Annotated in this window: 18 protein-coding genes, 2 tRNA genes and 1 pseudogene; 7 read left to right on the top strand and 14 right to left on the bottom strand. The window is 35.5% G+C overall.

Annotated elements, in window-relative coordinates; translation table 11 throughout:
• Positions 1 to 73 precede the first annotated feature (73 nt).
• The 4 genes from UZ34_03520 to UZ34_03535 all read right to left on the bottom strand — a co-directional run bounded on the left by UZ34_03520 (position 74) and on the right by UZ34_03535 (position 3,430).
• Positions 74 to 1,330: a Clp protease ATP-binding protein gene (locus UZ34_03520; GenBank protein AKO64488.1), complete on the bottom strand. Its 1,257-nt coding sequence runs from the start codon at positions 1,328 to 1,330 to the stop codon at positions 74 to 76.
• Between the two features lie 21 nt (positions 1,331 to 1,351).
• Complete coding sequence (locus UZ34_03525) at positions 1,352 to 1,975, bottom strand: Clp protease ClpP (protein ID AKO64489.1); 624 nt, start codon at positions 1,973 to 1,975, stop codon at positions 1,352 to 1,354.
• Positions 1,975 to 3,282 carry a trigger factor gene (locus UZ34_03530; protein AKO64490.1) on the bottom strand — a complete coding sequence of 436 codons (1,308 nt, stop codon included), beginning with the start codon at positions 3,280 to 3,282 and terminating at the stop codon, positions 1,975 to 1,977. Before UZ34_03530 ends, UZ34_03525 begins: the two co-directional genes overlap by 1 nt.
• Before the next feature lie 63 nt (positions 3,283 to 3,345).
• Positions 3,346 to 3,430, bottom strand: a tRNA-Leu gene (locus tag UZ34_03535).
• 133 nt (positions 3,431 to 3,563) lie between these two features.
• Between UZ34_03535 and UZ34_03540 the strand changes: the two genes are divergently transcribed.
• The 3 genes from UZ34_03540 to UZ34_03550 are packed head-to-tail and all read left to right on the top strand — an operon-like array spanning position 3,564 to position 9,141.
• Complete coding sequence (locus UZ34_03540) at positions 3,564 to 4,979, top strand: hypothetical protein (GenBank protein ID AKO64491.1); 1,416 nt, start codon at positions 3,564 to 3,566, stop codon at positions 4,977 to 4,979.
• Positions 4,972 to 6,036 carry a hypothetical protein gene (locus UZ34_03545; protein AKO64492.1) on the top strand — a complete coding sequence of 355 codons (1,065 nt, stop codon included), beginning with the start codon at positions 4,972 to 4,974 and terminating at the stop codon, positions 6,034 to 6,036. Before UZ34_03540 ends, UZ34_03545 begins: the two co-directional genes overlap by 8 nt.
• Positions 6,037 to 9,141, top strand: coding sequence for an acriflavin resistance protein (locus UZ34_03550; protein AKO64493.1), 3,105 nt, complete (start codon positions 6,037 to 6,039; stop codon positions 9,139 to 9,141).
• Here the strand turns inward: UZ34_03550 and UZ34_03555 are convergent.
• The 6 genes and pseudogenes from UZ34_03555 to UZ34_03580 all read right to left on the bottom strand — a co-directional run bounded on the left by UZ34_03555 (position 9,130) and on the right by UZ34_03580 (position 15,829).
• On the bottom strand, positions 9,130 to 9,402 hold the full coding sequence (locus UZ34_03555; protein ID AKO64494.1) for a hypothetical protein: 273 nt from the start codon (positions 9,400 to 9,402) through the stop codon (positions 9,130 to 9,132). The genes UZ34_03550 and UZ34_03555 overlap by 12 nt on opposite strands.
• Positions 9,395 to 10,495, bottom strand: a pseudogene (locus UZ34_03560) (hypothetical protein). The gene UZ34_03555 and the pseudogene UZ34_03560 overlap by 8 nt, the downstream one beginning before the upstream one ends.
• Before the next feature lie 323 nt (positions 10,496 to 10,818).
• Complete coding sequence (locus UZ34_03565; protein AKO64495.1) at positions 10,819 to 11,358, bottom strand: 3-hexulose-6-phosphate isomerase; 540 nt, start codon at positions 11,356 to 11,358, stop codon at positions 10,819 to 10,821.
• 102 nt (positions 11,359 to 11,460) lie between these two features.
• Positions 11,461 to 12,090, bottom strand: a complete 630-nt coding sequence (locus UZ34_03570; GenBank protein AKO64496.1) for a 3-hexulose-6-phosphate synthase — start codon at positions 12,088 to 12,090, stop codon at positions 11,461 to 11,463.
• A gap of 106 nt (positions 12,091 to 12,196) precedes the next feature.
• Positions 12,197 to 13,147, bottom strand: coding sequence for a transaldolase (locus tag UZ34_03575; protein AKO65152.1), 951 nt, complete (start codon positions 13,145 to 13,147; stop codon positions 12,197 to 12,199).
• 144 nt (positions 13,148 to 13,291) lie between these two features.
• Positions 13,292 to 15,829, bottom strand: coding sequence for a hypothetical protein (locus UZ34_03580; protein ID AKO64497.1), 2,538 nt, complete (start codon positions 15,827 to 15,829; stop codon positions 13,292 to 13,294).
• A gap of 207 nt (positions 15,830 to 16,036) precedes the next feature.
• Here UZ34_03580 and UZ34_03585 point away from each other — a divergent pair, with 207 nt between their 5' ends.
• Positions 16,037 to 18,313, top strand: a complete 2,277-nt coding sequence (locus UZ34_03585) for a phosphoenolpyruvate synthase (GenBank protein AKO65153.1) — start codon at positions 16,037 to 16,039, stop codon at positions 18,311 to 18,313.
• Complete coding sequence (locus UZ34_03590) at positions 18,313 to 19,125, top strand: PEP synthetase regulatory protein (GenBank protein AKO64498.1); 813 nt, start codon at positions 18,313 to 18,315, stop codon at positions 19,123 to 19,125. The genes UZ34_03585 and UZ34_03590 overlap by 1 nt, the downstream gene beginning before the upstream one ends.
• On the opposite strand, the gene UZ34_03595 is transcribed toward UZ34_03590, so the two are convergent.
• Positions 19,122 to 19,652, bottom strand: a complete 531-nt coding sequence (locus tag UZ34_03595) for a glutathione peroxidase (GenBank protein AKO65154.1) — start codon at positions 19,650 to 19,652, stop codon at positions 19,122 to 19,124. The genes UZ34_03590 and UZ34_03595 overlap by 4 nt on opposite strands.
• A 47-nt stretch (positions 19,653 to 19,699) precedes the next feature.
• Positions 19,700 to 20,182, bottom strand: a complete 483-nt coding sequence (locus UZ34_03600) for a hypothetical protein (protein AKO65155.1) — start codon at positions 20,180 to 20,182, stop codon at positions 19,700 to 19,702.
• On the opposite strand from UZ34_03600, the gene UZ34_03605 reads away from it, so the two are divergent.
• Positions 20,163 to 20,693 (top strand): hypothetical protein, encoded by a 531-nt coding sequence (locus UZ34_03605; protein ID AKO64499.1) that lies wholly within the window; start codon positions 20,163 to 20,165, stop codon positions 20,691 to 20,693. The two genes, UZ34_03600 and UZ34_03605, sit on opposite strands and share 20 nt — an antisense overlap.
• A gap of 10 nt (positions 20,694 to 20,703) precedes the next feature.
• Here the strand turns inward: UZ34_03605 and UZ34_03610 are convergent, their stop codons facing one another.
• Positions 20,704 to 20,904, bottom strand: coding sequence for a hypothetical protein (locus tag UZ34_03610; GenBank protein AKO64500.1), 201 nt, complete (start codon positions 20,902 to 20,904; stop codon positions 20,704 to 20,706).
• Positions 20,905 to 21,057: 153 nt separating this feature from the next.
• A tRNA-Ser gene (locus UZ34_03615) sits at positions 21,058 to 21,149 on the bottom strand.
• 143 nt (positions 21,150 to 21,292) lie between these two features.
• On the opposite strand from UZ34_03615, the gene UZ34_03620 reads away from it, so the two are divergent.
• On the top strand, positions 21,293 to 22,813 hold the full coding sequence (locus UZ34_03620; protein ID AKO64501.1) for an aldehyde dehydrogenase: 1,521 nt from the start codon (positions 21,293 to 21,295) through the stop codon (positions 22,811 to 22,813).
• Positions 22,814 to 22,853: the final 40 nt, after the last annotated feature.

The raw sequence follows: 22,853 nt of genomic DNA on the forward strand, positions 1-22,853 counted from the left end.
TCGATCTATTAAATAATTTATTCTTAATATTTATTATGAGGGCTAATCAGAATAATTCAAGGAATTAATAGAATTATTGATTAATTTTCTTTTGATCTGAGTAGATTAAAATTGGTTTGTTGTTTTCAGTGATCGTTTTTTCGTCAATGATTACTTTTTCAATTGTTTTATCAGATGGAATATCAAACATAACATCCTGAAGAGTTTCTTCTAAAATCGATCTAAGTCCACGAGCCCCAGTGTTTCGGTCTAGGGCTTTTTTTGCAATGTGAATTAATGCCTGGTCTCTGAATTCTAGCTCCACCCCTTCAATTTCAAAGAGTTTCTTATACTGTTTAATCAGTGCATTTTTAGGCTCTATGAGAATTTTTGTTAACACATCAATATCAAGTGGCTCTAGTGCAGAGATAACCGGTAAACGTCCGATAAACTCTGGAATTAGACCAAATTTAACCAAGTCTTCAGATTCAGTTTCTTTTAAAAGTTGGTATGTGGTTCTGCTGTCATTCTTTGAGGCTACATTTGCTCCAAAACCTATACTATTGCTTTCCAATCTTCTTTGAATGACTTTTTCAAGACCGTCAAATGCTCCACCACAGATAAACAGAATGTTAGATGTATCAATTTGCACAAATTCTTGATTAGGATGCTTTCTACCGCCCTGAGGAGGAACGGAGGCTACAGTACCCTCAATTAATTTTAATAAAGCTTGCTGCACACCTTCACCTGAAACATCTCGAGTTATCGAAGGATTGTCTGATTTTCTGGATATCTTATCAACCTCATCAATATAAATGATTCCCTTTTGAGCCTTGCTGACATCGTAATCACATTTTTGCAATAATTTTTGCATAATGTTTTCAACGTCTTCGCCAACATAGCCCGCTTCAGTTAATGTTGTTGCATCAGCGATGACAAAAGGAACATTCAGGAATGAGGCTAAGGATTGTGCTAATAATGTCTTACCAGATCCAGTCGGTCCAATTAAGAGAATATTGCTTTTAGCAATTTTTATATCATCATCACTGTGATTACCGAGTCTTTTATAATGATTGTAGACAGCGACTGACAATGATTTTTTCGCATGGTTTTGACCGATAATATGATGATTTAGTTGATCAAAGATTTCTTGAGGCTTAGGAATGTAGTCAGTATCAACAGATTGTTTTGAGTCAGCAGCTTTTATTTCTTCTTTAATAATGTCGGTGCAAAGATCAATACACTCATCACAAATAAAAACTGATGGGCCAGCTATTAGTTTTTTTACCTCGTGCTGATTTTTTCCGCAGAAGGAACAAAACAATGACTTATCTTTATCCTGGTCACTCATATCTGAATATACCTAAATAAATTATCTTTCGTTAATGACTTTGTCCACAAGACCGTATTTTACCGCATCCTCAGAACTCATAAAGTTATCTCTGTCTGTATCTTTCGAAATCGTCTTGATGTCTTGACCCGTATGATGAGATAAGATTCTATTTAACTTATCTTTAAGGTAAAGAATTTCTTTTGCATGTATTTCAATATCTGAAGCCTGACCTTGAAATCCACCTAATGGCTGATGAATCATGACTCTTGAATTTGGAAGACAGAAACGCTTGTCTTTTGCTCCAGCCGTTAATAAAAGTGCTCCCATGCTGGCAGCTTGTCCAATACATAAAGTGCTCACATCAGGCTTGATAAATTGCATGGTGTCATAGATTGCCATGCCAGCGGTCACTGAACCCCCTGGAGAATTAATATATAAGGAAATGTCTTTATCTGGATTCTCAGCCTCTAAAAAAAGTAACTGAGCCACAACAAGGTTGGCAGTCATATCATCAACCGGTCCAACCAAAAAGACTACTCTTTCTTTTAATAATCTTGAGTAGATGTCATAGGATCTCTCCCCTCTGCCGCTTTGCTCAACGACCATTGGAATATATCCTAGTCCCACAGGTGAATTGGATGTTGAGAATTTATCAGATGCCATTATTGATTGTTACCCATTAGTTCGTCGAATGAAACTTTTTCTTTTTTGATTTTACAAGCCTTTATGACAAAGTTCACTACATTATCTTCAGTAGCCAAGGCTGCAGGCTCGTTCAAACGTTCTTGTTTTTCATAGAACCATTGAACAGCTTTTTCAGGCTCGTCATATGATTTTGAAAATTCTTCGATCTTTGATTTAACCTGTTCTTCGGTGGCGTGCAGTTTTTCTTTCTCGACCAAATGCGCTAAGACAATTCTAAGACGTGCTGTTTGTTCAGCTCTTTCATTAAACATGGATGGTTCTAATTTCAAATCTTTTGCTTTCGCGCCCTGTCTTTCCATATTCTCTATCATCTGTTGCATTAGTCGATATGACTCATTGTCGATAATAGATTTTGGTAATTCAAACTTTGCATGTTTAACGAGCTCAACAAAGACTTGATCTTTTTCTTTCAGTCTAACGCGTTTTTCGACCTCTTCAGCTAAAGATTCTTCAATTTGCTTTTTCATTTCATCAACATCACCGCTGTCGACTCCGAGAGATTTAGCAAAATTTGCATCAATCTTAGGAAGCTCCATTTCATTCACTTCATTAACAACAACGCTATATTTAACCTGTTTATCTGCTAGTTGAGCTGGTTCATGATCTTTAGGATAATAAATTTCAAAATCTTTCATATCCGAAGCTTTTAATCCAACTAATTCTTTATCAAAAACTTCTAATCGATTTTTGTCGCCAAGTATAAAATTTAAAGTTTGGGAACCGGTTGACTCAGCAGACTTTCCATCAATAAAGGATTCTAATTTGACACCTACGCGGTCACCTAACTTAGAAGCTCGATCTACTTTTTTGAATGTTGCTCTTTGCTTTAACATTACATCGATGGTTGCGTCGACATCTTTATTTGTTAATTTAACTTCAGGTTGTGAAATCTCGATTTTTTTATAATCGATATCTTTAACGTCAGGGACAACCTCAAATGTTGCGGTAAATTCAAAATCATCTTTAATCTCTGGAAGTGGATCATGATTGATTTGAGGCATGCCAACAATGTTTAATTTATTTTCCTGCACGATCTGACCAAACTGATTTTCTATAGCTCTTGAATATACTTCAGATCGGATATCTGGGCCGTATTGTTTTTCAATGATGCTCATCGGAGCTTTACCTGGTCGGAAACCCTGAATCTTTGCATTTTTTGATACTTGAATGAATCTTTGTTTAATTTCATTCTCAAGCGGAGCAATAATAATTTTGCCTTTAACTTTTCTTTCGATATCGCTAATTTTTTCAACAGCCTGTGTCATGTTTAATCCTAAATAAATCTTTGCAAATAACTAAATTGTAATTAAGCTTTAATGTTTTTTAAATGGTGCGAGAGGAGAGACTCGAACTCTCACGCTTTAAGGCGCTGGAACCTAAATCCAGTGCGTCTACCAATTCCGCCACTCTCGCATGTACCAGAGAACCGCAGATTATACCATTTTGGATAAATTTTTGATAAATAAATTCCATAAAATTTCATAGATAAATTTGTTAGAATCTACTAATACATAAACCTATCCAAAATACAGTATTTGCTTTGATTTTGTCGAATTTTTTTAGTTCTAAAATTATTATTCCATTAGTAATTATTTTTATTGCTGGATGCCAATTCATTCCCTATTTTAAGGAAGAGATTGATCTTGATGCGAACAATGTTGAAATTAACAATCAACATTCAGAAACAGAAAGCTTTACCCAGTTTATCGATTCCCTAGAACAAAATATTTCCCTTCCTAATGAGGGTTGGAATACCGATAACTTGTTAGCTACGCTGTATTTTTTCAATACAAAGATCAAAACTGCAGAAAAACAGTACCAAACTGTAAAAAATGATGAAGTCATTGCAAAATTCCGACCTCAATCGTCAATAGGAGTTGAAGTGGGATCAGGCGATGGTGCCAACGATGACTTGTCCACAGACATCGAGGGTTTAGGAGTTATGTTCCCGCTTGAAACAGCCAATAAAAGGTTAATTCGCTACGAAATAGCGCTTAACACATCTCAATCAGCCTATGAAGACTATAGATTACTTTCTTGGAATGAGCGGCTAATGCTTATAAATGCACTTATTCAATATTCTTTTAACATAAAAAAAATAAACACCATTAAAAATGAATTATTCTCTCGTCAGTCTATTTATTTAATGACAAAGAAAAGATTTGAGAAAGGTATCGAAGATAATATCCGGCTGCAGCAGTCAAAAATTGCACTCCAGCTAGTTGAAAATAAATTGAAGAGTTTTCAAATCAATCAACTAAGTATTCGAAAACAAATCGCACAAAAAGCAGGAATAAAATTACACCACCTAGAAAAAAATCCCCTCCTTGCTGATAACATCATCAATAGCTTATTAAATATTATGCAAACAATTGATGATGAAAAAATCTCTTATTTAAGGGAAAATGCAATCCAAACACGTATTGACCTTAGACGAGATCTTGCAAATTATGCAAGAGCTGAGGCCTCACTCAAGCTGGAAGTTGCCAAACAGTATCCTGATATAAAATTTAGTCCTGCCTATTTGTATGACTTTGGAGATAAAATTTGGACCTTAGGCATATCTACCCTTATTCCTAATTTAGAAAAAAATAAAGCTTTGATTGCTAAAGCAGAAAGTTTTAGAGATTCAGAATCATCCAAAATTATGGACATACAGCTAGCGATTGCTAACGACATTGACTCTTTATTGTTGTATTTAAATGACTCATCTGAAAAATATAACAATGCCAAGACTTTAAATGCTGATAAAGAATTATTACTCGTTAATTTAGAAAAGAAATTTAAAAATGGAATTCTTAGTCGTTTTGAACTAGAACAAGAAAAAATAAAATTATACGAAATTGATTATATTTACTTGGATAGCTTATATAATTTAATTCAGGGAGGTTATGAAATTGAAAAAACATTTCATGTTCCTTTTGTTAGTCAACTGCATCTAGAAAAAGAACCTAATGAATAAAAAGAGTCTCATGATTATTATTTGTCAATCGTTTGTGATCATTTTGCTCATTTGGGTTGTTATTTTAATGGGTAGAGATGAGCTTATTGACGACGACCTCTTTGACGAGGAAGAAACCTTGTCCTTTATTGAGGTTAATGACGAGGGACTTAATCAAGTAAGGCTGACTGAGACAATAGTAAAAAATAGCGGTATCGAAACTGCAAGAATAACAAGCTCAAATAAGCAATCTTCATTTTCTAATTATGGAATAGTGCAAGCAACAGACACATTAATTGACCTGAAAAATATTTTTGATCAATTGATGCAAGAAATAAATACCCTTCAAAATCAATTAGCAACAGAAGAAAAAAAATACCTTGCCTTTGCAGAACTTAATGAAGATGAAAAAAATATATCTGATCAAGTACTTCTTGATCAGCAGACCATTGTGAGCAATTTAAAAGTTGCAATTGAAAAGAAAACGGCACTAAAGAAAAATCTTCAACAAAAGGTTTTAACCCAATGGGGGAAAAAATTCTATAACATAGTAACGGGAAAGTCGAAAGACAGAAATCTAGCTGCCCTAATCGATGGAAATGCAAGATTAGTTAAGATCACTATCCCCTCAAGTGAGAGCGGAAGGAAAATTCCAGATAAAATTGTATTCTCGCCTATCAATGGCAGCGATGAAATCGACGGCATATATATTGACCAAGCTCCCACAATTGAGCCAAGCATTCTTGGCCAGACCTACTATTATCTAATTCAGTCCACAGAAATCAGAATTGGGTCAAAGTTAATAGGTTTTTATTTTCAAGATGACGCAGAAAAGACCAACCTTTACGAAGTGCCGAACACTTCCATAGTATGGAGCAATGGACTGTCATGGGTGTATATTGAACAAGAGCCTCATTTATTTATCAAAAAGCCTATTGTCCTAGAAAATGAACTTAATAGAGGGTGGTTGATTTCAGCAGAATTAATTTCACCAAGGGACTCAATTGTCACCAAAGGTGCTCAACTTCTTTTATCTGAAGAGTTTAAGTATCAAATTAAAAATGAAAATGAGGATTAGGTGTCATCATTAATTAAATTCTCAATCAAATATGCAGGAGTGATAATAGGTCTTGCATTAATTATTGTAGTTTATGGTATCGTCCAAATCAAAAATAGTCCTCTTAATGTTTTTCCAGAGTTTTCTCCAACGCAGGTAGTTATTCAGACTGAATCACCAGGATTTTCATCAGACCTGGTAGAAAAATTGGTAACGCGACCGATCGAGGTAATGGTTTCAGGCACGATCGGAATAAAGCAAATTAGATCCCAATCCATTCCAGGGCTCTCAGTCGTCACAGTAATTTTTGATGAAGATACAGATGTTTACAGAAACAGGCAGTCAATTACAGAAAAATTATCAACCCTTACCAACATCTTACCGACCAACATTATTCCAAAAATAACTCCCCTCACCTCATCCGCATCAAGCGTTCTTGGAATAGGATTAACTTCTGACACTAAGAATGAAATTCAACTGAGAACTTTTGCTGACAATGTTGTTATTCCGCACTTAATGGCAGTAGAAGGCGTTGCGGATGTAAATCGATTTGGCGGCAAGGTTAGGCAGCTGCAAATCAAGACTATTCCAAAAAAATTGCTAGAAAATGATCTAAGTTTACAAGATATATTTACTGCTGCCAAAAAATCTTCCGCTGTCCGCGGTGGAGGTTTTATTCAAAATGAAAATCAAAGAATCATTATTAATACAGAAGGACAAACGCTTACAGCAAGAGAATTAGAACAAACGACTCTATTCAATAAGCAAGGAAAATTACTCAGACTTAAGGATGTGGCTGTCATTGAGGATGGATATACCCCCTCCATCAGTAGCGCCTCCATTAACGGTCAGATTGGTGTGTATTTATCGATCCAGGGGCAGCTTGGTTCAGATACATACGAATTGACTGAAAATCTTGAGACAGCAATCGAATCTCTTCTTTCGGTTGCCAACAAGGAAGAAATAACCATTCACCCAGAACTTTTCAAGCCGGCTAATTTTATTGATGCATCAATCAAAGGGTTAAGGGTGGATATCATCATTGGTGCAATTTTAGTGATTGGAATTTTGTACCTATTTTTATTTAATTTTCGAACGGCTTTTATCTCTGCTATCGCCATCCCGCTATCGCTTCTATCAGCGATTGCGGTCATGAGTCATATGAACCTGGGGCTAAATGTCATGGTACTCAGTGGTCTTGCTATCGCTCTTGGTGAGGTCGTTGATGACGCAATTATTGATGTGGAAAATATTTTTCGTCGATTAAGAGAGAACAAAACATTGAAAAATAAAAAACCCTTATATCAGGTCGTTTTTGAATCCTCAATGGAAGTTAGAAAATCAGTAGTCTATGCAACTTTGATTATTGTTATTGTTTTTTTACCTTTGCTTTCATTAACCGGAGTTGCCGGAAAATTATTTGGCCCGTTAGGGATTGCCTATATCCTTTCCATTCTAGCGTCTCTAGCAGTAGCCCTTACAGTTACACCTGCTATGAGTTATTTGCTTCTTGGTCAAAATGAAAATCTGAACACTGAAGACTCACCTGTAATCAAATCATTAAAAAAAAATTACCGCAATATATTGCTTCGCATTGAATCTCACTCCAAAGTCGTTTTAATTATCTCTTTATTTGTGATTGCGTTTGGTCTCTCATTCATTCCTTTATTTAAAACTCATTTTATTCCGCCATTAAACGAAGGACATTACATTATGCACATGGCAGCATACCCAGGAACCTCGGAAAAAGAGTCTTTAAGGATTGGTAACTTAGTGACGGAACAAATTTTAAAAATTGACGGCGTGCGGTCAGTCGCCCAATGGGTTGGCCGCTCGCCTCTTGGTGCAGATACATTTGGTACACACTACAGTGAATTTGAGATTGAATTATCAAAAAAATCTGGAGACGACCAAAGAAGAATCCTGAGCTCAATTCAGGATATTGTCTATGATAAAGATAATGGTTTTGTGGGAGTTAATTTTGCAATTAATACTTTTTTAACAGAACGGATTGAAGAAACAATATCTGGCTACAATGCTGCCGTTGTGATTAATTTGTATGGAAATAACTTAGACACCCTTGATCAAGATGCCATTAAAGTTGCTCAAATGTTAGAAACCCTTCCAGGATCTAAAGACATCATGCTGCAATCCCCTCCTGGAAATCCCCAGGTAAATATCAAACTACTTCCAGAGCAGCTAACAAATTTTGGAATCAGTCGAGCGGATGCTCTAGATGTTATTAGAGCTGCATATGAAAACTTACCTGTAGCACAGATATACGAAAGAATGATTCCAGTTGACATCGCCGTTACCATAGATTCAGAATTTAAGGATGGTATTGAAGATATTAAAAAATTACCCCTTAGCTCATCATTGGGCCAAATAGTTGAGCTGGGAGACATCGCCCAAATATCACAAGTTAGTGGTCGTTCTAAGATTCTTCATCAGGGTGGTAAGCGAGTACAAACCATCACATCTAATATTGATGATTATGATTTAAATGATTACGTAATTAATGTAAAAAAAGGGCTTGAGAGAATTCAATTAGGTTCGGGGAACTATTTTGAGATCACAGGCGAAGCTCAAGAAAATGCACAATCACGTGAAGACTTGATTGCACATTCGACTATTGCAATTGCTGGCGTTCTTTTAATGCTCTATATAGCGTTTGGTACTTTAAAAAATCTCAGCCTTACACTACTTAATTTACCCTTTGCACTCATTGGCGGTGTCATCGCAGCATCAATTCATGGGGGTTGGATATCGATCGGATCATTAGTCGGATTTGTCACGCTGTTCGGAATTACGTTAAGGAATTCAATAATGCTGATATCTCACTATCAGCACCTCGTGGATTATGAGGGTCATACGTGGAATTTAGAAACATGCATCCTCGGCGCATCGGAAAGATTGCCATCCATTCTGATGACTGCCTTAGTAGCTGGTCTAGCCCTTCTTCCGATTGCCATTGGATCTGGAGAGCCAGGAAAAGAAATCGAAGGTCCTATGGCCATGATCATTATTGGAGGTTTATTCACCTCTACCATTTTAAATCTATTGATATTACCTACCGTCTTACTGAATTATGGTGATTTCAAAAAAACGAAATTTTTAAACTTCTAGAGATTCAATTTCTTTTGCAAGTGAATAATCTTTTTCTGAAATTTCCCCGAGATCATGGGTGATTAATGAGATTTTCACCTTATTGTAAGAAATGAAAATATCAGGGTGATGATCGGCTTCATCTGCAATTTTTGCAACTGCATTAACAAAATTAATGGCATCTTGAAAAGTTGAGAACACAAATTCTTTGACTAATAATTCATTGTGGATCATCCATTCATTTAAATCTGATTTAATTTTATTCATTAATTCTTTATTCATTTGATAACCTCATAAAGTATGAAATGGCTTTTTCAATATTTGCAGCTTTATTAAATATTTCATTGTACTCGCTCTTTACCGACGAGCTTTTTGTAATGCCACCACCTGAAAAATATTCTAATCTACCACCAGAGGCAATCAAAGATCTTATTGCAATATTGGAATTCATGGTCTTATTGAAAGATAAATAAAAAATTGATCCACAATAAATCTCTCTTGAAAAACTTTCCAGCTCATCAATAATTTCTAATGATCTTTTCTTTGGGGCACCAGTTATTGAACCTCCTGGAAAAGCGTCACAAAATGCGGTCCATGGCGATATCTCTTGCTTGAGTTGACCCTCAATAGAACTTACAAGATGATGAACGTTGGGATAACTCTCAATGTTAAATAGATTTTTTACATTAACAGTACCCGTGTCACAATTCTTTCCTAGGTCATTTCGGATTAAGTCCACTATCATTAAATTTTCTGCCTTATCTTTCTCACTGGAACTCAGTTTTTCATAATTAATGCTATCGGACTTTAAATTATCCCCTCTTGGCATTGTGCCCTTTATTGGTCGTGAAGTTATAGTTTGCCCATTGACTGAAATAAACTGTTCTGGTGAGCCTGAGATAATGGAATAATCTTCAAACTTTAAATACGCCATGTATGGTGACTTATTAATGTCGCGAAATTTTTTATAAAAGACCCAAGGATCTCCAGAGTATTTGGTGGAAAATTTTGTGGCTAAATTTACCTGATAAACATCACCATCGGTAATGTATTGCTGAATCTTATTAAACTTATCTTTATACTCCTCAAAAGATTCAATATTTACTATTGGCTCTGTGATAACAAAGTCGTCACTAATTTCATTTTGATGATTCAAACATTGATCATAAGTTGCTACTGCATCTTTTTTTTCATTAAAGCTAATAAAATGTGTTTTCTTTTCAAGATGGTCCACAAGAATAGTATTTTTATAGGCATTTGCTCTTGCTTGAGGTAAAACTATATCTTTTGTGCTTTTCTGACCAAACTCATACGAGAGGTAGCCAATCAAGCCGCCTGTGAATGGCAGTAAAGAATTATTTCCGTAACTATCTAATAATCCGGAGTAGATAACGTCTACGGTCTCTGTAAATGATTCATCAGATAAAAATGATGTACCCTCCTTTATGATTAAAGTCTTGGATCCTTTTTGAATTATTTCTATAAACGGATCCCAGCAGATTAGGTCATATCGATTATAATCATTGAGATGACCATTACCTTGAAAACAGCTATCAAGAAATATCGGAGAGTGACTGGAAGCGAATTTATCAAACCAGATGGATGAGTTTTCTTGATGAGGAAGATCAAAGGTATGCATTATAAAATTTTAAACAAAAAAGGGAGCTAATGCTCCCTTTTTTATTATAAAAACTGATTTTACTCTAAGTTAGCATGAATCGCTCTCATACCATCCTCAGTTAAACCTTTGTCAAAAATAATTTCTGCAATCACTGCTTCTAAGTACACTAATGTTGATAACTCAAATACTGTGCCCATTGGCATACCTTCTGTGTAATTAGAATAGCTGTCATCATTACCAACTTGAACTACCAAATCAGCAATCTCTGCCATTGCTGAACTTGTTTTCTGAGAAATAACCGCAATCTTACCGCCCTTTGATTTTGCAGTTTCAAGAATGGGTAATAGAGTCTTTGTTCCACCGGATCCAGAAATTACAACAAGTAAGTCACCATCCTTCATTGCTGGTGTTACAACCTCACCTACCATGTTCACTTGATAACCTGAATGAACAAGACGCATTGCAAAAAAACGTGAAACAAGTCCAGAACGACCTGCCCCGCCAACGAAAATTCTTCCAGCACCGTCAACAAGTGCTTTTAACTTTGCTGCGTTACTTTTGTCAGTTTCTGAAAGTACCGTGGTTAATCTATCTAAAATAAGTTTTTGTGTATCCATTCAGCATCCCTTAAATTAATGAATTCATAAATAAAACAAAATAATACCAAAAAAAATCCCGACCTGAGTCGGGATTTTAAAAAATACTAGATTTTTACTCGATTAGTGAGCAATATCTGTAATTTCTTTAGCCGCAGCAGCTGGATCAGCAGCGCCGTAGATAGCAGCACCAGCAACAATAATTGCAGCACCAGCGTCTTTAACTTGCTGAGTTGTAGCAGCTTTAACGCCACCAGCAACTGAGATTTTAGCGCCTGTATCAAGAGCAGCAATAGCAGCTAAATCTTCAAATGGTGTGTGACCAGCAGCTTGAGCATCAAGACCAGTGTGAACACCGATGATTTGTGCACCAGCAGCAACAGCTTCTTTAGCTAAAGATGCTTTATCGTCAACGTTGATCATATCAACTTGAACTTCTTTACCGTATTTTTTAGCAGCTGCGATAACACCTTTAATTGTAGCGATACCAGAAGCGCCGAGAACTGTACAAATGTCAGCACCAGCTTTATAGAATGGCTCAGCTTCATATTCGCCAGCGTCCATTGTTTTAAGGTCAACTAAGATTAAGTTGTTTGGGAACTTAGCTCTTAAAGTTTCTAATAATTTGATACCGTTGTGCTTAATGCATGGAGTACCAATTTCTAAAATATCAACATTTGCTGCAACTTTTTCAGCTAAAGCAACTGTTGCGTCAAAATCTAATGAGTCTAATGCGACTTGAGTTAATGCCATCGTTTATATCTCCCGATAAAAATTTATAAAAAATAGAATATCTACCTATTTCCTGTTAGAACGGGAATATTATAGGTAGATAGTTTCCTTGTCAATTCAAAAAAGCTTACAGTTTCTCAGCAAGAGCTTTTTCAAGTTTATTTTGATCGATAACAAAGTTTCTGATACCTTCAGCAAGCTTCTCAGTCGCCATAGCGTCTTCATTATGATCAAATCTGAATTGTTCTTCAGTAAGTTTTGCAGGTTTTTCAGTTTTCGCGCCATTGTCAACTAGCTTCTTATCTAAAGTACCTTCAGTGTTCTCTAGTTCAGTAAGTAGCGCAGGGGCAACAGTTAATCGATCACATCCAGCTAATTCAGTAATCTCACCGATGTTTCTAAAAGAAGCACCCATAACAACTGTATTGAAACCATGCTCTTTATACCAGTTGTAAATTCTAGTTACTGACTGCACGCCTGGATCATCAGCTGGTGCATACTCTTGACCAGTTTTAGCCTTATACCAGTCCATGATTCTTCCAACAAATGGAGAGATAAGGAAAACACCTGCTTCAGCACAAGCTCTGGCCTGAGCAAAACTGAATAAAAGGGTTAAGTTACAATTAATGCCCTCTTTTTCGAGGATTTCACCTGCTTTAATACCTTCCCAAGTAGACGCTAACTTAATGAGTACGCGATCATTAGATACGCCGGCATCGTTGTAGAGCTTAATAAGCTTCTTACCTTTTGCAACCATTTTATCTATATTGAATGATAAACTTGCATCAACCTCTGTCGAAATACGACCTGGAATATGGTTTAAAATCTCAAGGCCAACAGCCACAGCTAATTTATCCGCTGCATTCTCAACCTGCTCCTCAGTAGAACCTCCTTGAGCCTTTGCATATGCAATAGCCTCTTCAATCATTGATTCACATTGCGGTAGTTGACTAGCTTTTAATAGTAGTGATGGGTTTGTTGTTGCATCAACAGGCTTAAGCGTTTTAATTGCATCAACTTCACCAGTGTCTGCAACAATAGTGGTCATTGATTTTAATTGTTCTAATAAAGATGCCATTTTTTTCTCCGTTTTGACTTTATTATTAAGATTCAAACTTCTCTGATTTTAAATCTTATTTATGAAATAACTCTAAATTTTGAGGAAATATCCAAAGAACTAGATTTTAACAATATCAATTAAAGACTGCAATTATTATTAAACCTAAGAAAGATAGGACATGAAACATTGATGAACTTCATGCGGTAGATTCTCCATAAGCCCCCTATCAACCAATGAATTAGTTTGATTGTTTAATGCCAATTTATGAATTTCTTGCCTATATAAAAGATATGCTTTTTTAAGAAGTGTTGACTCCTCACTTTTAATCAACTGGTAACCTTCTAAAGCATTAATTAAAGCCAAGTTACCCGTGTTAGACAATAAATTTTGATGTTTGGTTGAATACATCAACACAAAGAACTGAACTAAAAATTCAATATCAATGAGCCCACCTTTATCGTTTTTTAAGTCAAAGCTATCTTCTTTGGGGTTATGTTGACTATACATTTTTTGACGCATTTTAAATATTTCATCTTTTAATTCTTGAATTCTTCTCGGTTTTGTTAGGACTTTGTTTCGTATTTCGTTAAACCTTTTTGTTAAAGCCTCGTTTCCATAACAACATCTTGCCTTGGATAAGGCTTGGTGTTCCCATAACCATGCCTGCTCCATTTGGTATTTTTCAAACGCATCAAATGAGCTGACCAACAAGCCGTTATTTCCATTTGGTCTGAGAGCCAAATCTAAATCATATAAAACCCCAGCATTGGTGTAACTGGAAAACCATGTACTTAACTTCTTGGCAATGTTGATAAATTCTGACTTATCATGCCCAGCATATTTATATAAAAATACAATATCCAAGTCAGATGCGTAACTCATTTCCTTAGCACCATATTTGCCGTAAGCGACAATAGCAAATGATTCAAAAAGTTTGTCATTACTAAACTTATGTTTAAGAAAGCCGATGGTAATGTTGATAAAAAAATCAGCAATATCTGATAGCTCATCAGAGACCGTTTCTAGTTTAATTTCACCTTTAATTTCTAAAACCGCAAGTTGGAAAATTAATTTGTGTTTAAGGTCCCTTAAATAATCTAGCTGTTCATCTAAGCTTTTAAGTTTTAATAAAATATCCAGTGTTCGATCATGAAGCAGGCTGTAGTCCACTTCATAATCTCCATGGTTAATTAAAAGATCATCAATCAAAATTGGATGTTTTTTAATATACTCAATAATCCAAGAGCTGTTAGATGCAAACCTAATGATTGATTTAAAACAATCTGCATATTCAATAAAAAATGCAATGTAATTAGATCTTGAAGATATGGTCTCTATGAGGTCGTAAACTTTTAAAAAAACTTTTTGATCTTTCTTGTATTTATTAACATAAATCTCTTCATCTAATAATTTAAAAAGCGTAATAATTCTTTCTTGATTTGCAATAGATAATTTATTCCAACGTTTTGATTTTGTTAAATTATCCACCAACTCCTTATTTTCACTGTCATGGAAATGGTCGATTGCTCCTTCGTGCTCATTTTCAGTTTTGAAAAAGTTAACAAATTGAAAATTAATAGATTCTCTGAATTTATCAAGCTGAGTTATGAATTCTTTGGAATTTAGATTATAACTTTGTGATAAAAGATCTAAGTCACCATTTGCTGGAATCAAATGAGTTTGTTTATTATCAAGATATTGGATTCTGTGTTCAGTATTTCTAAGAAAGATATAGGCCGCTTTTAAATTAGTAAATTCTTCCTTATCTAAGGCCTTTTCATAAAAAATTTGTTGTAATGATGCAAGTGTATTTTTTAATCTTAAATGTGGATTTTTTCCACCCCTTATGAGCTGGATTGCCTGGACAATAAACTCAATCTCCCTAATCCCACCGACACCTAACTTAATGTCATTTAACTTATTTTTTTCATTTAAGTCTTTTTTAATTAATTTTTTTAAGTTTCTAATCTCAGAAATCGTTTTATAGTCTAGGTATTTTCTATAAACAAAAGGGGTAATCAGGTTAGAAATTTTATCTTCATCACCAACAATTACTCTATGTTTAATCCACGCATAGCGCTCCCATTCTCTTCCATAATTCAGATAATAGTCTTCAAGAAAATTTAATGATGGTACCAATCTTCCTTCACTACCATGAGGTCTCAATCTAATATCAACATGAAATACAAAACCATTCTCATCATTATTCTCGAGTGCATAGATAATTTTTTTTGCAAGTTCTGAGCCTTGTTGATTATCCAAAGTGTCATTGTCATGTGCAAATATCAAATCAATGTCTGAAGCCACATTAAGCTCCTGACCTCCTAATTTTCCCATTGCAATGATATAGAAATTTTCTTTTTTGCAATTAAAACTTTCGGCATAGAAAGCAAATGTCTTTTGGATAACTAAATCGGCAAAGTATGAGTAAATATCAACAACATCCTCATACTGGATCATTTGTTTTAAATCACAAAAAATTAATCGCATTAAGATTTTATTTTTTGCGACTCTGATAGATTTTAGAAAGTTTTTTTCGTCATCGACCTTAAAGGATAAGGTTTCCTCAACATCAATTTTACCAAAGAGTTTTGAATATGATGTGCGCATGTATTCAAGGTACTCTTCATTTTTAATAAGTCTTGCAAAGTATCGACTTATACTTGAAATACATGCAATATCTTTATCAAAATCTTTCATATTACGGATCAGTGTTTTTAAACTAATGTTACATTATTTAATGACATTTGATTGTGAATTTGGCAGAATTACAAGTTTTGGTAAGCAGCATTCATACAGATATTAATTAAGAGTAAAAACAGCATGACAGATTACGTTATCCCTTTTGAAAATTTGAGAAACACTGACGTTGGTTCGGTTGGTGGAAAAAACGCATCACTTGGTGAAATGATTTCTCAATTAACACAAAAAGAAATTCGCGTTCCAACCGGATTTGCAACTACCGCTTGTGCATTCCAAGAATTTTTAAAACACGATGATCTTGGTAATCAAATTTCACAAGAGTTAGATGGATTAGACATTAATGATGTTCAACAGCTTGCTGCGTCTGGCAAAAAGATCCGTAATTGGATTATGGAAACCCCTTTTCCAAAAGAATTAGATAGCTCAATTGAGGAGGAATATTCTAATTTAACTCAAAGATCATCTGACGGAATGACTTTTGCTGTTCGATCATCAGCTACTGCGGAAGACCTTCCTGATGCATCCTTTGCAGGTCAACAGGAAAGTTTTTTAAATATTCAAGGCATTGAAAATATCAAAAAAGCCATTAAAGAAGTCTTTGCATCCTTGTATAACGATCGCGCAATTTCTTATCGTGTGCATAAAGGTTTTATTCATGCGGACGTATCTATATCTGCGGGCGTGCAACAGATGGTGAGAAGTGATATTGGATGTGCTGGTGTGATGTTTTCTATTGACACAGAGTCTGGTTTTAATGATGTTGTTTTTATTACGTCTTCATATGGTCTTGGTGAGACTGTTGTTCAAGGTGCTGTAAACCCTGATGAATTTTACGTCCATAAACCGTTATTAAAAAAGAATTTTCCTGCCATTGTGAAAAAAACAATCGGTTCAAAAAAAATTAAGATGGTTTTTTCAAATTTGAATGAAGCTGGAAAAAGTACAGAGACTGTAGATGTGGATAATAAAGAATCTGATCGATTCAGTCTCTCGAATGATGAAGTTTTAGAGCTAGCTAAATATGCAATAACTATTGAGGAGCATTATGGGTGCCCTATGGATATTGAATGGGGTAAGAATGGTATCGACAATAAACTGTATATCCTTCAAGCAAGGCCTGAAACAGTGAAATCACAAAAGAAAAATGTCACTGAAACTTTCAAGCTTAATGAAACCAGTAAGGCAATTGTTGCAGGACGAGCTGTCACTCAAAAAATTGGTGTTGGACCGGTGCGAGTTGTAACAGACCCTAATGAAATGCACACTGTTCAACCTGGAGATGTTTTGGTTGCAGACATGACAGATCCAAATTGGGAACCTGTTATGAAAAGAGCCTCTGCCCTAGTAACTAATAGAGGTGGTAGAACTTGTCACGCTGCAATTATCGCGCGTGAACTTGGTATTCCTGCTATTGTTGGCAGTGTGAATGCAACTGAATTACTAAAAGATGGCGATATTGTTACTGTGTCATGCGCTGAAGGTGAAACTGGAATAGTTTATCAAGGTAAGCTGGATTTTGATGTTGAGATTCAAGAAGATGGGGAATTGCCTTCTCCGCCTGTTAAGGTGATGATGAATGTTGGTAATCCCGATATGGCATTTACCTTTGCCCAAATACCAAACCATGGTGTTGGATTAGCGCGATTAGAATTCGTTATCAACAATATTATTGGCATTCATCCAAAAGCCATCATAAATTATGATGCCATGCCAAGTGATATTAAAGAAGTGATTGACCATAAGTCAAAAGGTTATTCGAATCCGGAAAATTACTACATTAATAAGGTTGCTGAAGGAGTAGCTACTTTGGGTTCTGCTTTCTATCCAAATCCAGTTATTTTAAGAACGTCAGACTTTAAGTCTAACGAGTATAAAAAATTGGTTGCTGGAGATATTTATGAGCCTGATGAGGAAAATCCAATGATTGGATTTAGGGGTGCTGCAAGATATCAATCCGAAGAATTCAAAGACTGTTTCGCTTTGGAGTGCAAAGCATTGAAAAAAGTGAGGGATGAATTAGGGCTTACCAATATCCAAATCATGATTCCATTTGTTAGAACTCTAAACGAAGCTAAATCAGTACTTCAAATTTTAGAGAGTCATGGCCTTAAAAGAGGTGAAAATGATCTAAAAATTATTATGATGTGTGAGGTTCCATCGAATGCCATTCTGGCTGATGAATTCCTAGAATTATTTGATGGTTTTTCAATCGGGTCAAATGATTTGACACAATTAACTCTAGGTACTGATCGTGATTCTGGTATTTTGGCTGATGGGTTTGATGAAAGAGATCCTGCAGTAATGAAGCTCATTGAACAAGCAATTACTTCTGCTAAAAAGAAGAAGAAGTATGTAGGTATATGTGGGCAAGGACCGTCAGATCATGATGACTTGGCTCAATGGTTGGTGGACAAAGGAATATCATCTGTCTCATTAAATCCTGATACCGTTATTTCTACCTGGAAAAAAATTTCGAAGTAATGTCTTCTGACAATAAAAGAAGAGCTTTTTTTATATCTGATGGAACAGGTATTACAGCCGGCTCCCTCGGTGGTTTGTTAGCGCATTTCCCGGATACAGAATTTGAGCAAATTAGGATTCCCTTCACTGACTCTCATCAAAAAATTGAAGATGCTCAAAAAAGAATCGTCAATGCAAAATTAATTAACGGGATAAGGCCGATTGTGATTATGTCTATTGGTAATAATATCCTTCGCAGCGAACTGAAACAGGTAGATGCATACTATATTGACTTGTTTGAATCCTTTATATATCCACTTGGAGAAGAATTAAATCAGGAACCACTGACCAGGCCTGGGGTGGCTCACAGCATGAAGGGTGCCAATTATGGCAACCGTATTGAGGCCATAAATTTTGCTCTAGGCCATGATGACGGGATGACGCATAATGGATTAAACCAAGCTCACGTGATTTTGGTTGGTGTCTCAAGAAGTGGAAAAACACCAACAAGTATTTATCTGGCCATGCAATTTGGCATAAAAGCAGCAAATTACCCTTTAATTCCTGAAGATTTCGAGAGAGGTACGATTCCTCCTATTCTTGAAGGATATATGGATAAAATTTTTGGTCTCACAATTCAAGCAAACAGGTTAAGCTCACTGAGAAGTGAACGACGTCCCGATAGTCATTACGCAAGCCTTGAAAATTGTAAAGATGAAATCAAAAAAGCTGAAAGATTAATGCAAAAGCTAGGGGTTCCAATTGCTGACTCAACCAGTCGCTCTGTTGAAGAGCTATCAGCAATCATTATTCAGCATATCAACAAAAATTAATTAATATTAAATGGTTGCAGTATCTTTTTAATATCCTTAGATTCGGGATTTGTCATACTGGAAAACACGTGCACTTTTTCAAAATTAGGCATCACAACGAACTTATAGAAGTTCCACATTGGAGCCTTGCCTGTAACATCGCTCAATTTTTGATAAATTGGGTTTGCCTTAGGGCCAACGACACTTGATTTCTCCATCATTGGAAATTCAACAGCGTATGTTAGTTTGCAAAATTTTTGTATTTCTTCATTAGAACCAGGTTCTTGATTAAAATCGTTAGATGGAAAACCTACTATTAAAAGCTTATCTTTGTTATCAGAGTAAAGTCTCTCGAGATCCTCAAATTGGGAGGTGAAACCACATTTGCTGGCGGTGTTGACAAAGATAATAGGTTTATCTTTATGTTCACATAGATTAAATTTATCCCCCTGGAGGGTTGTTAAAGGTGTGTCATAAAAATCACCACAAGCACCAAGACCTACTGCTGGAAAGAGAAAAAGCGAAAGCACTGATAATATTTTTTTCATTAATAACTCCCTAGTTTTTTGTATTGATAAGTAATAAGAAAAATTGTTCAATTCTTTTTTCTCCAAACCCATGGAGCTTCTGCCTCTTGGTTGTTAAAAAGTCCTTTTTTATTTTCAATAGCAAAAATTTCAGCTTGATCATACATAACCTGATCATCTTTATCTAAAGTATTTTTATATCTTCTATAAAACCAAGCGCAGCCATTTTTAATCATAGCAAGATTGATATCAATTTTTTCAATGAGTATTTTTGCCAAGGTTCTTTTGTAACGATCTTCTCCAAACGAAATGATTTGAACCAGCTTGTTGTTAATTAGATTAGCCAAACATTGCTTCGATTGATTGCCAAAAGCTTGTTTCATTTCTGGAGCATCAATACCCACAAGTCTTAGTTTTTTGTAGCCATCGTCATTGTTAGCCTGAAAATAGACCGTGTCGCCATCAATAATCTTAATTATTTTGCCATCTAAAGTTGAACTTAAAGCTATTCCCGATAGACTAGTACATATGATGAAAATGAATGCAAGTATCGTTTTTTTTTTATTAGTTATTAACTTTATTTTCATGCCTTCATTAATAGCAAGTGAAGAGCTTGATGTCCAATACTTTTTTGATGACCGATATAATTATTACTCCGACTCTGACAGAGTATCATTTAGAGTAAATAAAAGATTTTTTTATAAGCACTCTGATATTTTTAGAAATGCTTTATTGGTTTATAGAAAAAGTCATCAACAAATAAAATATGAAGACTGTGACTCCAACAAATATTCACATTATATTATCAAACTTGAACCTAATTTTTTTTATAATCCATTAATGAAAACGATGTATGCCGAATTAAAATTTAATATATATGAAGAACCTTCAAACCAGATAAAGCAGGGAACGCTATCTATACAAAAAATACAATATCTTCAGGTCAGGCAAGACATACAGCTCACGAATTTATATAAAGAATTTATAAAACAATTGTCAGACATTATTCCGAAACCTAGTTCAGAAAGTAAAATTAACGGTAGTTTTTGCTCACTTTTATAAATAAGAATATCTATAAAACGTTTAACGTTACTCTGTTGCTCTTATCATTAATAATAAGAGTTCCTTTGTCATAATTACATGATAAGCCACCTACCCTGGTGTAAACAGAACCTTTTCCGTCAATTTGGGATAAAAGATTGCCTTCATTGCACAATAATTTTTTTGGTGGGTTTGGTTTTGATACATGATATTGGATAAAGATACCAAACATCAAGAAACTCATTATAGGTATTACCAGGTATTTCAAGACATCTTTCGTCATCTATGAAATCTCCCAAAATAGTAAAAACACTTCATAGAGTGTTTGGTATACAAAAAAATTCAATTCATTGTTGTTTTAATTTTAAATGACACAAGAAATTAATGGCGGAAGGGGCGGGATTCGAACCCGCGTCAGGCTATTCAACCTGAACACGCTTTCCAGGCGTGCGATTTAAACCACTCATCCACCCTTCCTGATGAATTTTAGACGTGGATTATACATAAAATGTTATCAGGTATGTTGACTTGATTTAAACGCAAAATCCCATTAATGTATTGCATAGGCATCTAATACACTTAGCATCACAGCTAATTTTATTTTTGGGAGGAAAGAGAAAATGGCGTTTGATACACTAAAAAACCTTGGGATAGATAGTCCTTACAAGGAAAGATACGACAATTACATTGGCGGAAAATGGGTAAAACCTGTTGATGGAAAGTATTTTGAAAATATTACCCCTTTAACTGGTAAACCATTCTGTGAAGTAGCTAGATCGACAGAGGCGGATGTTAACTTAGCTCTAGACGCTGCGCATGCCGCAAAAGATGCCTGGGGTAAAACAAGCCCTACAGAAAGAGCTAATATTCTTAATAAAATTGCAGATGTAATGGAGCAGAATCTTGAAAAGATCGCTCTTGCAGAGACTATCGATAATGGTAAGCCTATTCGCGAAACCATGGCAGCTGACATTCCTCTAGCAATTGATCATTTTAGGTACTTTGCTGGAGCAATTAGAGCGCAAGAAGGGTCGGTTTGTGAAATAGACCATGAGACTGTTGCTTACCATTTCCATGAACCATTAGGGGTTGTTGGACAAATTATTCCTTGGAACTTCCCTATCTTAATGGCGGCTTGGAAATTAGCACCTGCTATTGGTGCAGGTAATTGTGTAGTTATGAAGCCTGCGGAACAAACTCCAGTTTCAATTATGGTGGTCGCAGAAATTATTGGTGATCTTCTTCCGCCGGGTGTATTAAACTTAGTCAATGGCTTTGGATTAGAAGCAGGAAAACCACTTGCTAGCTCAGACCGTATAGCGAAAATTGCATTTACTGGAGAAACAACAACTGGTCGACTGATTATGCAATACGCTTCTCAAAATATCATCCCTGTCACTCTTGAATTAGGTGGAAAATCTCCAAATATCTTCTTCGAAGATGTGATGGAAAAAGATGATGCTTATTTTGATAAATGTCTTGAGGGATTCACAATGTTTGCCTTAAACCAAGGTGAGGTATGTACATGCCCTTCTCGTGCATTAATTCAAGAATCAATTTATGATGCATTCATTGAAAGAGCGATTGAAAGAACAAAAGCTGTTAAAGGTGGATCCCCTCTTGATGCGGCTACAATGATCGGCGCACAAGCATCTAGCGAGCAAAAAGAAAAAATCATGTCTTACATCAAGCTTGGGCAAGAAGAAGGTGCTGAACTTCTTACAGGCGGAAACTTACGCTCATTAGATGGTGAGCTTTCTGATGGTTACTATATCGAACCTACAATCCTCAAAGGACATAACAAGATGAGAGTTTTCCAAGAGGAAATTTTCGGTCCAGTCGTTTCAGTGACAACATTTAAAGACGAAGCCGAAGCTCTTGAAATTGCTAACGACACACTCTACGGTCTAGGTGCCGGTGTTTGGTCAAGAAATGGAAATATTGCTCACCGTATGGGGCGTGCGATACAAGCCGGTCGTGTATGGACAAACTGTTATCATGCCTACCCTGCTCACGCAGCGTTTGGTGGTTACAAGCAGTCTGGTATCGGTAGAGAAACACATAAAATGATGCTTGATCATTACCAACAAACTAAGAACTTACTTGTAAGTTACAGTGAAAATAAATTAGGCTTCTTTTAAGTCGTTATTTTGTTATAAAATAAGGGTTACACAATGTAAC

Source organism: Methylophilales bacterium MBRSF5, from assembly GCA_001044335.1.
GTDB lineage: Bacteria > Pseudomonadota > Gammaproteobacteria > Burkholderiales > Methylophilaceae > BACL14.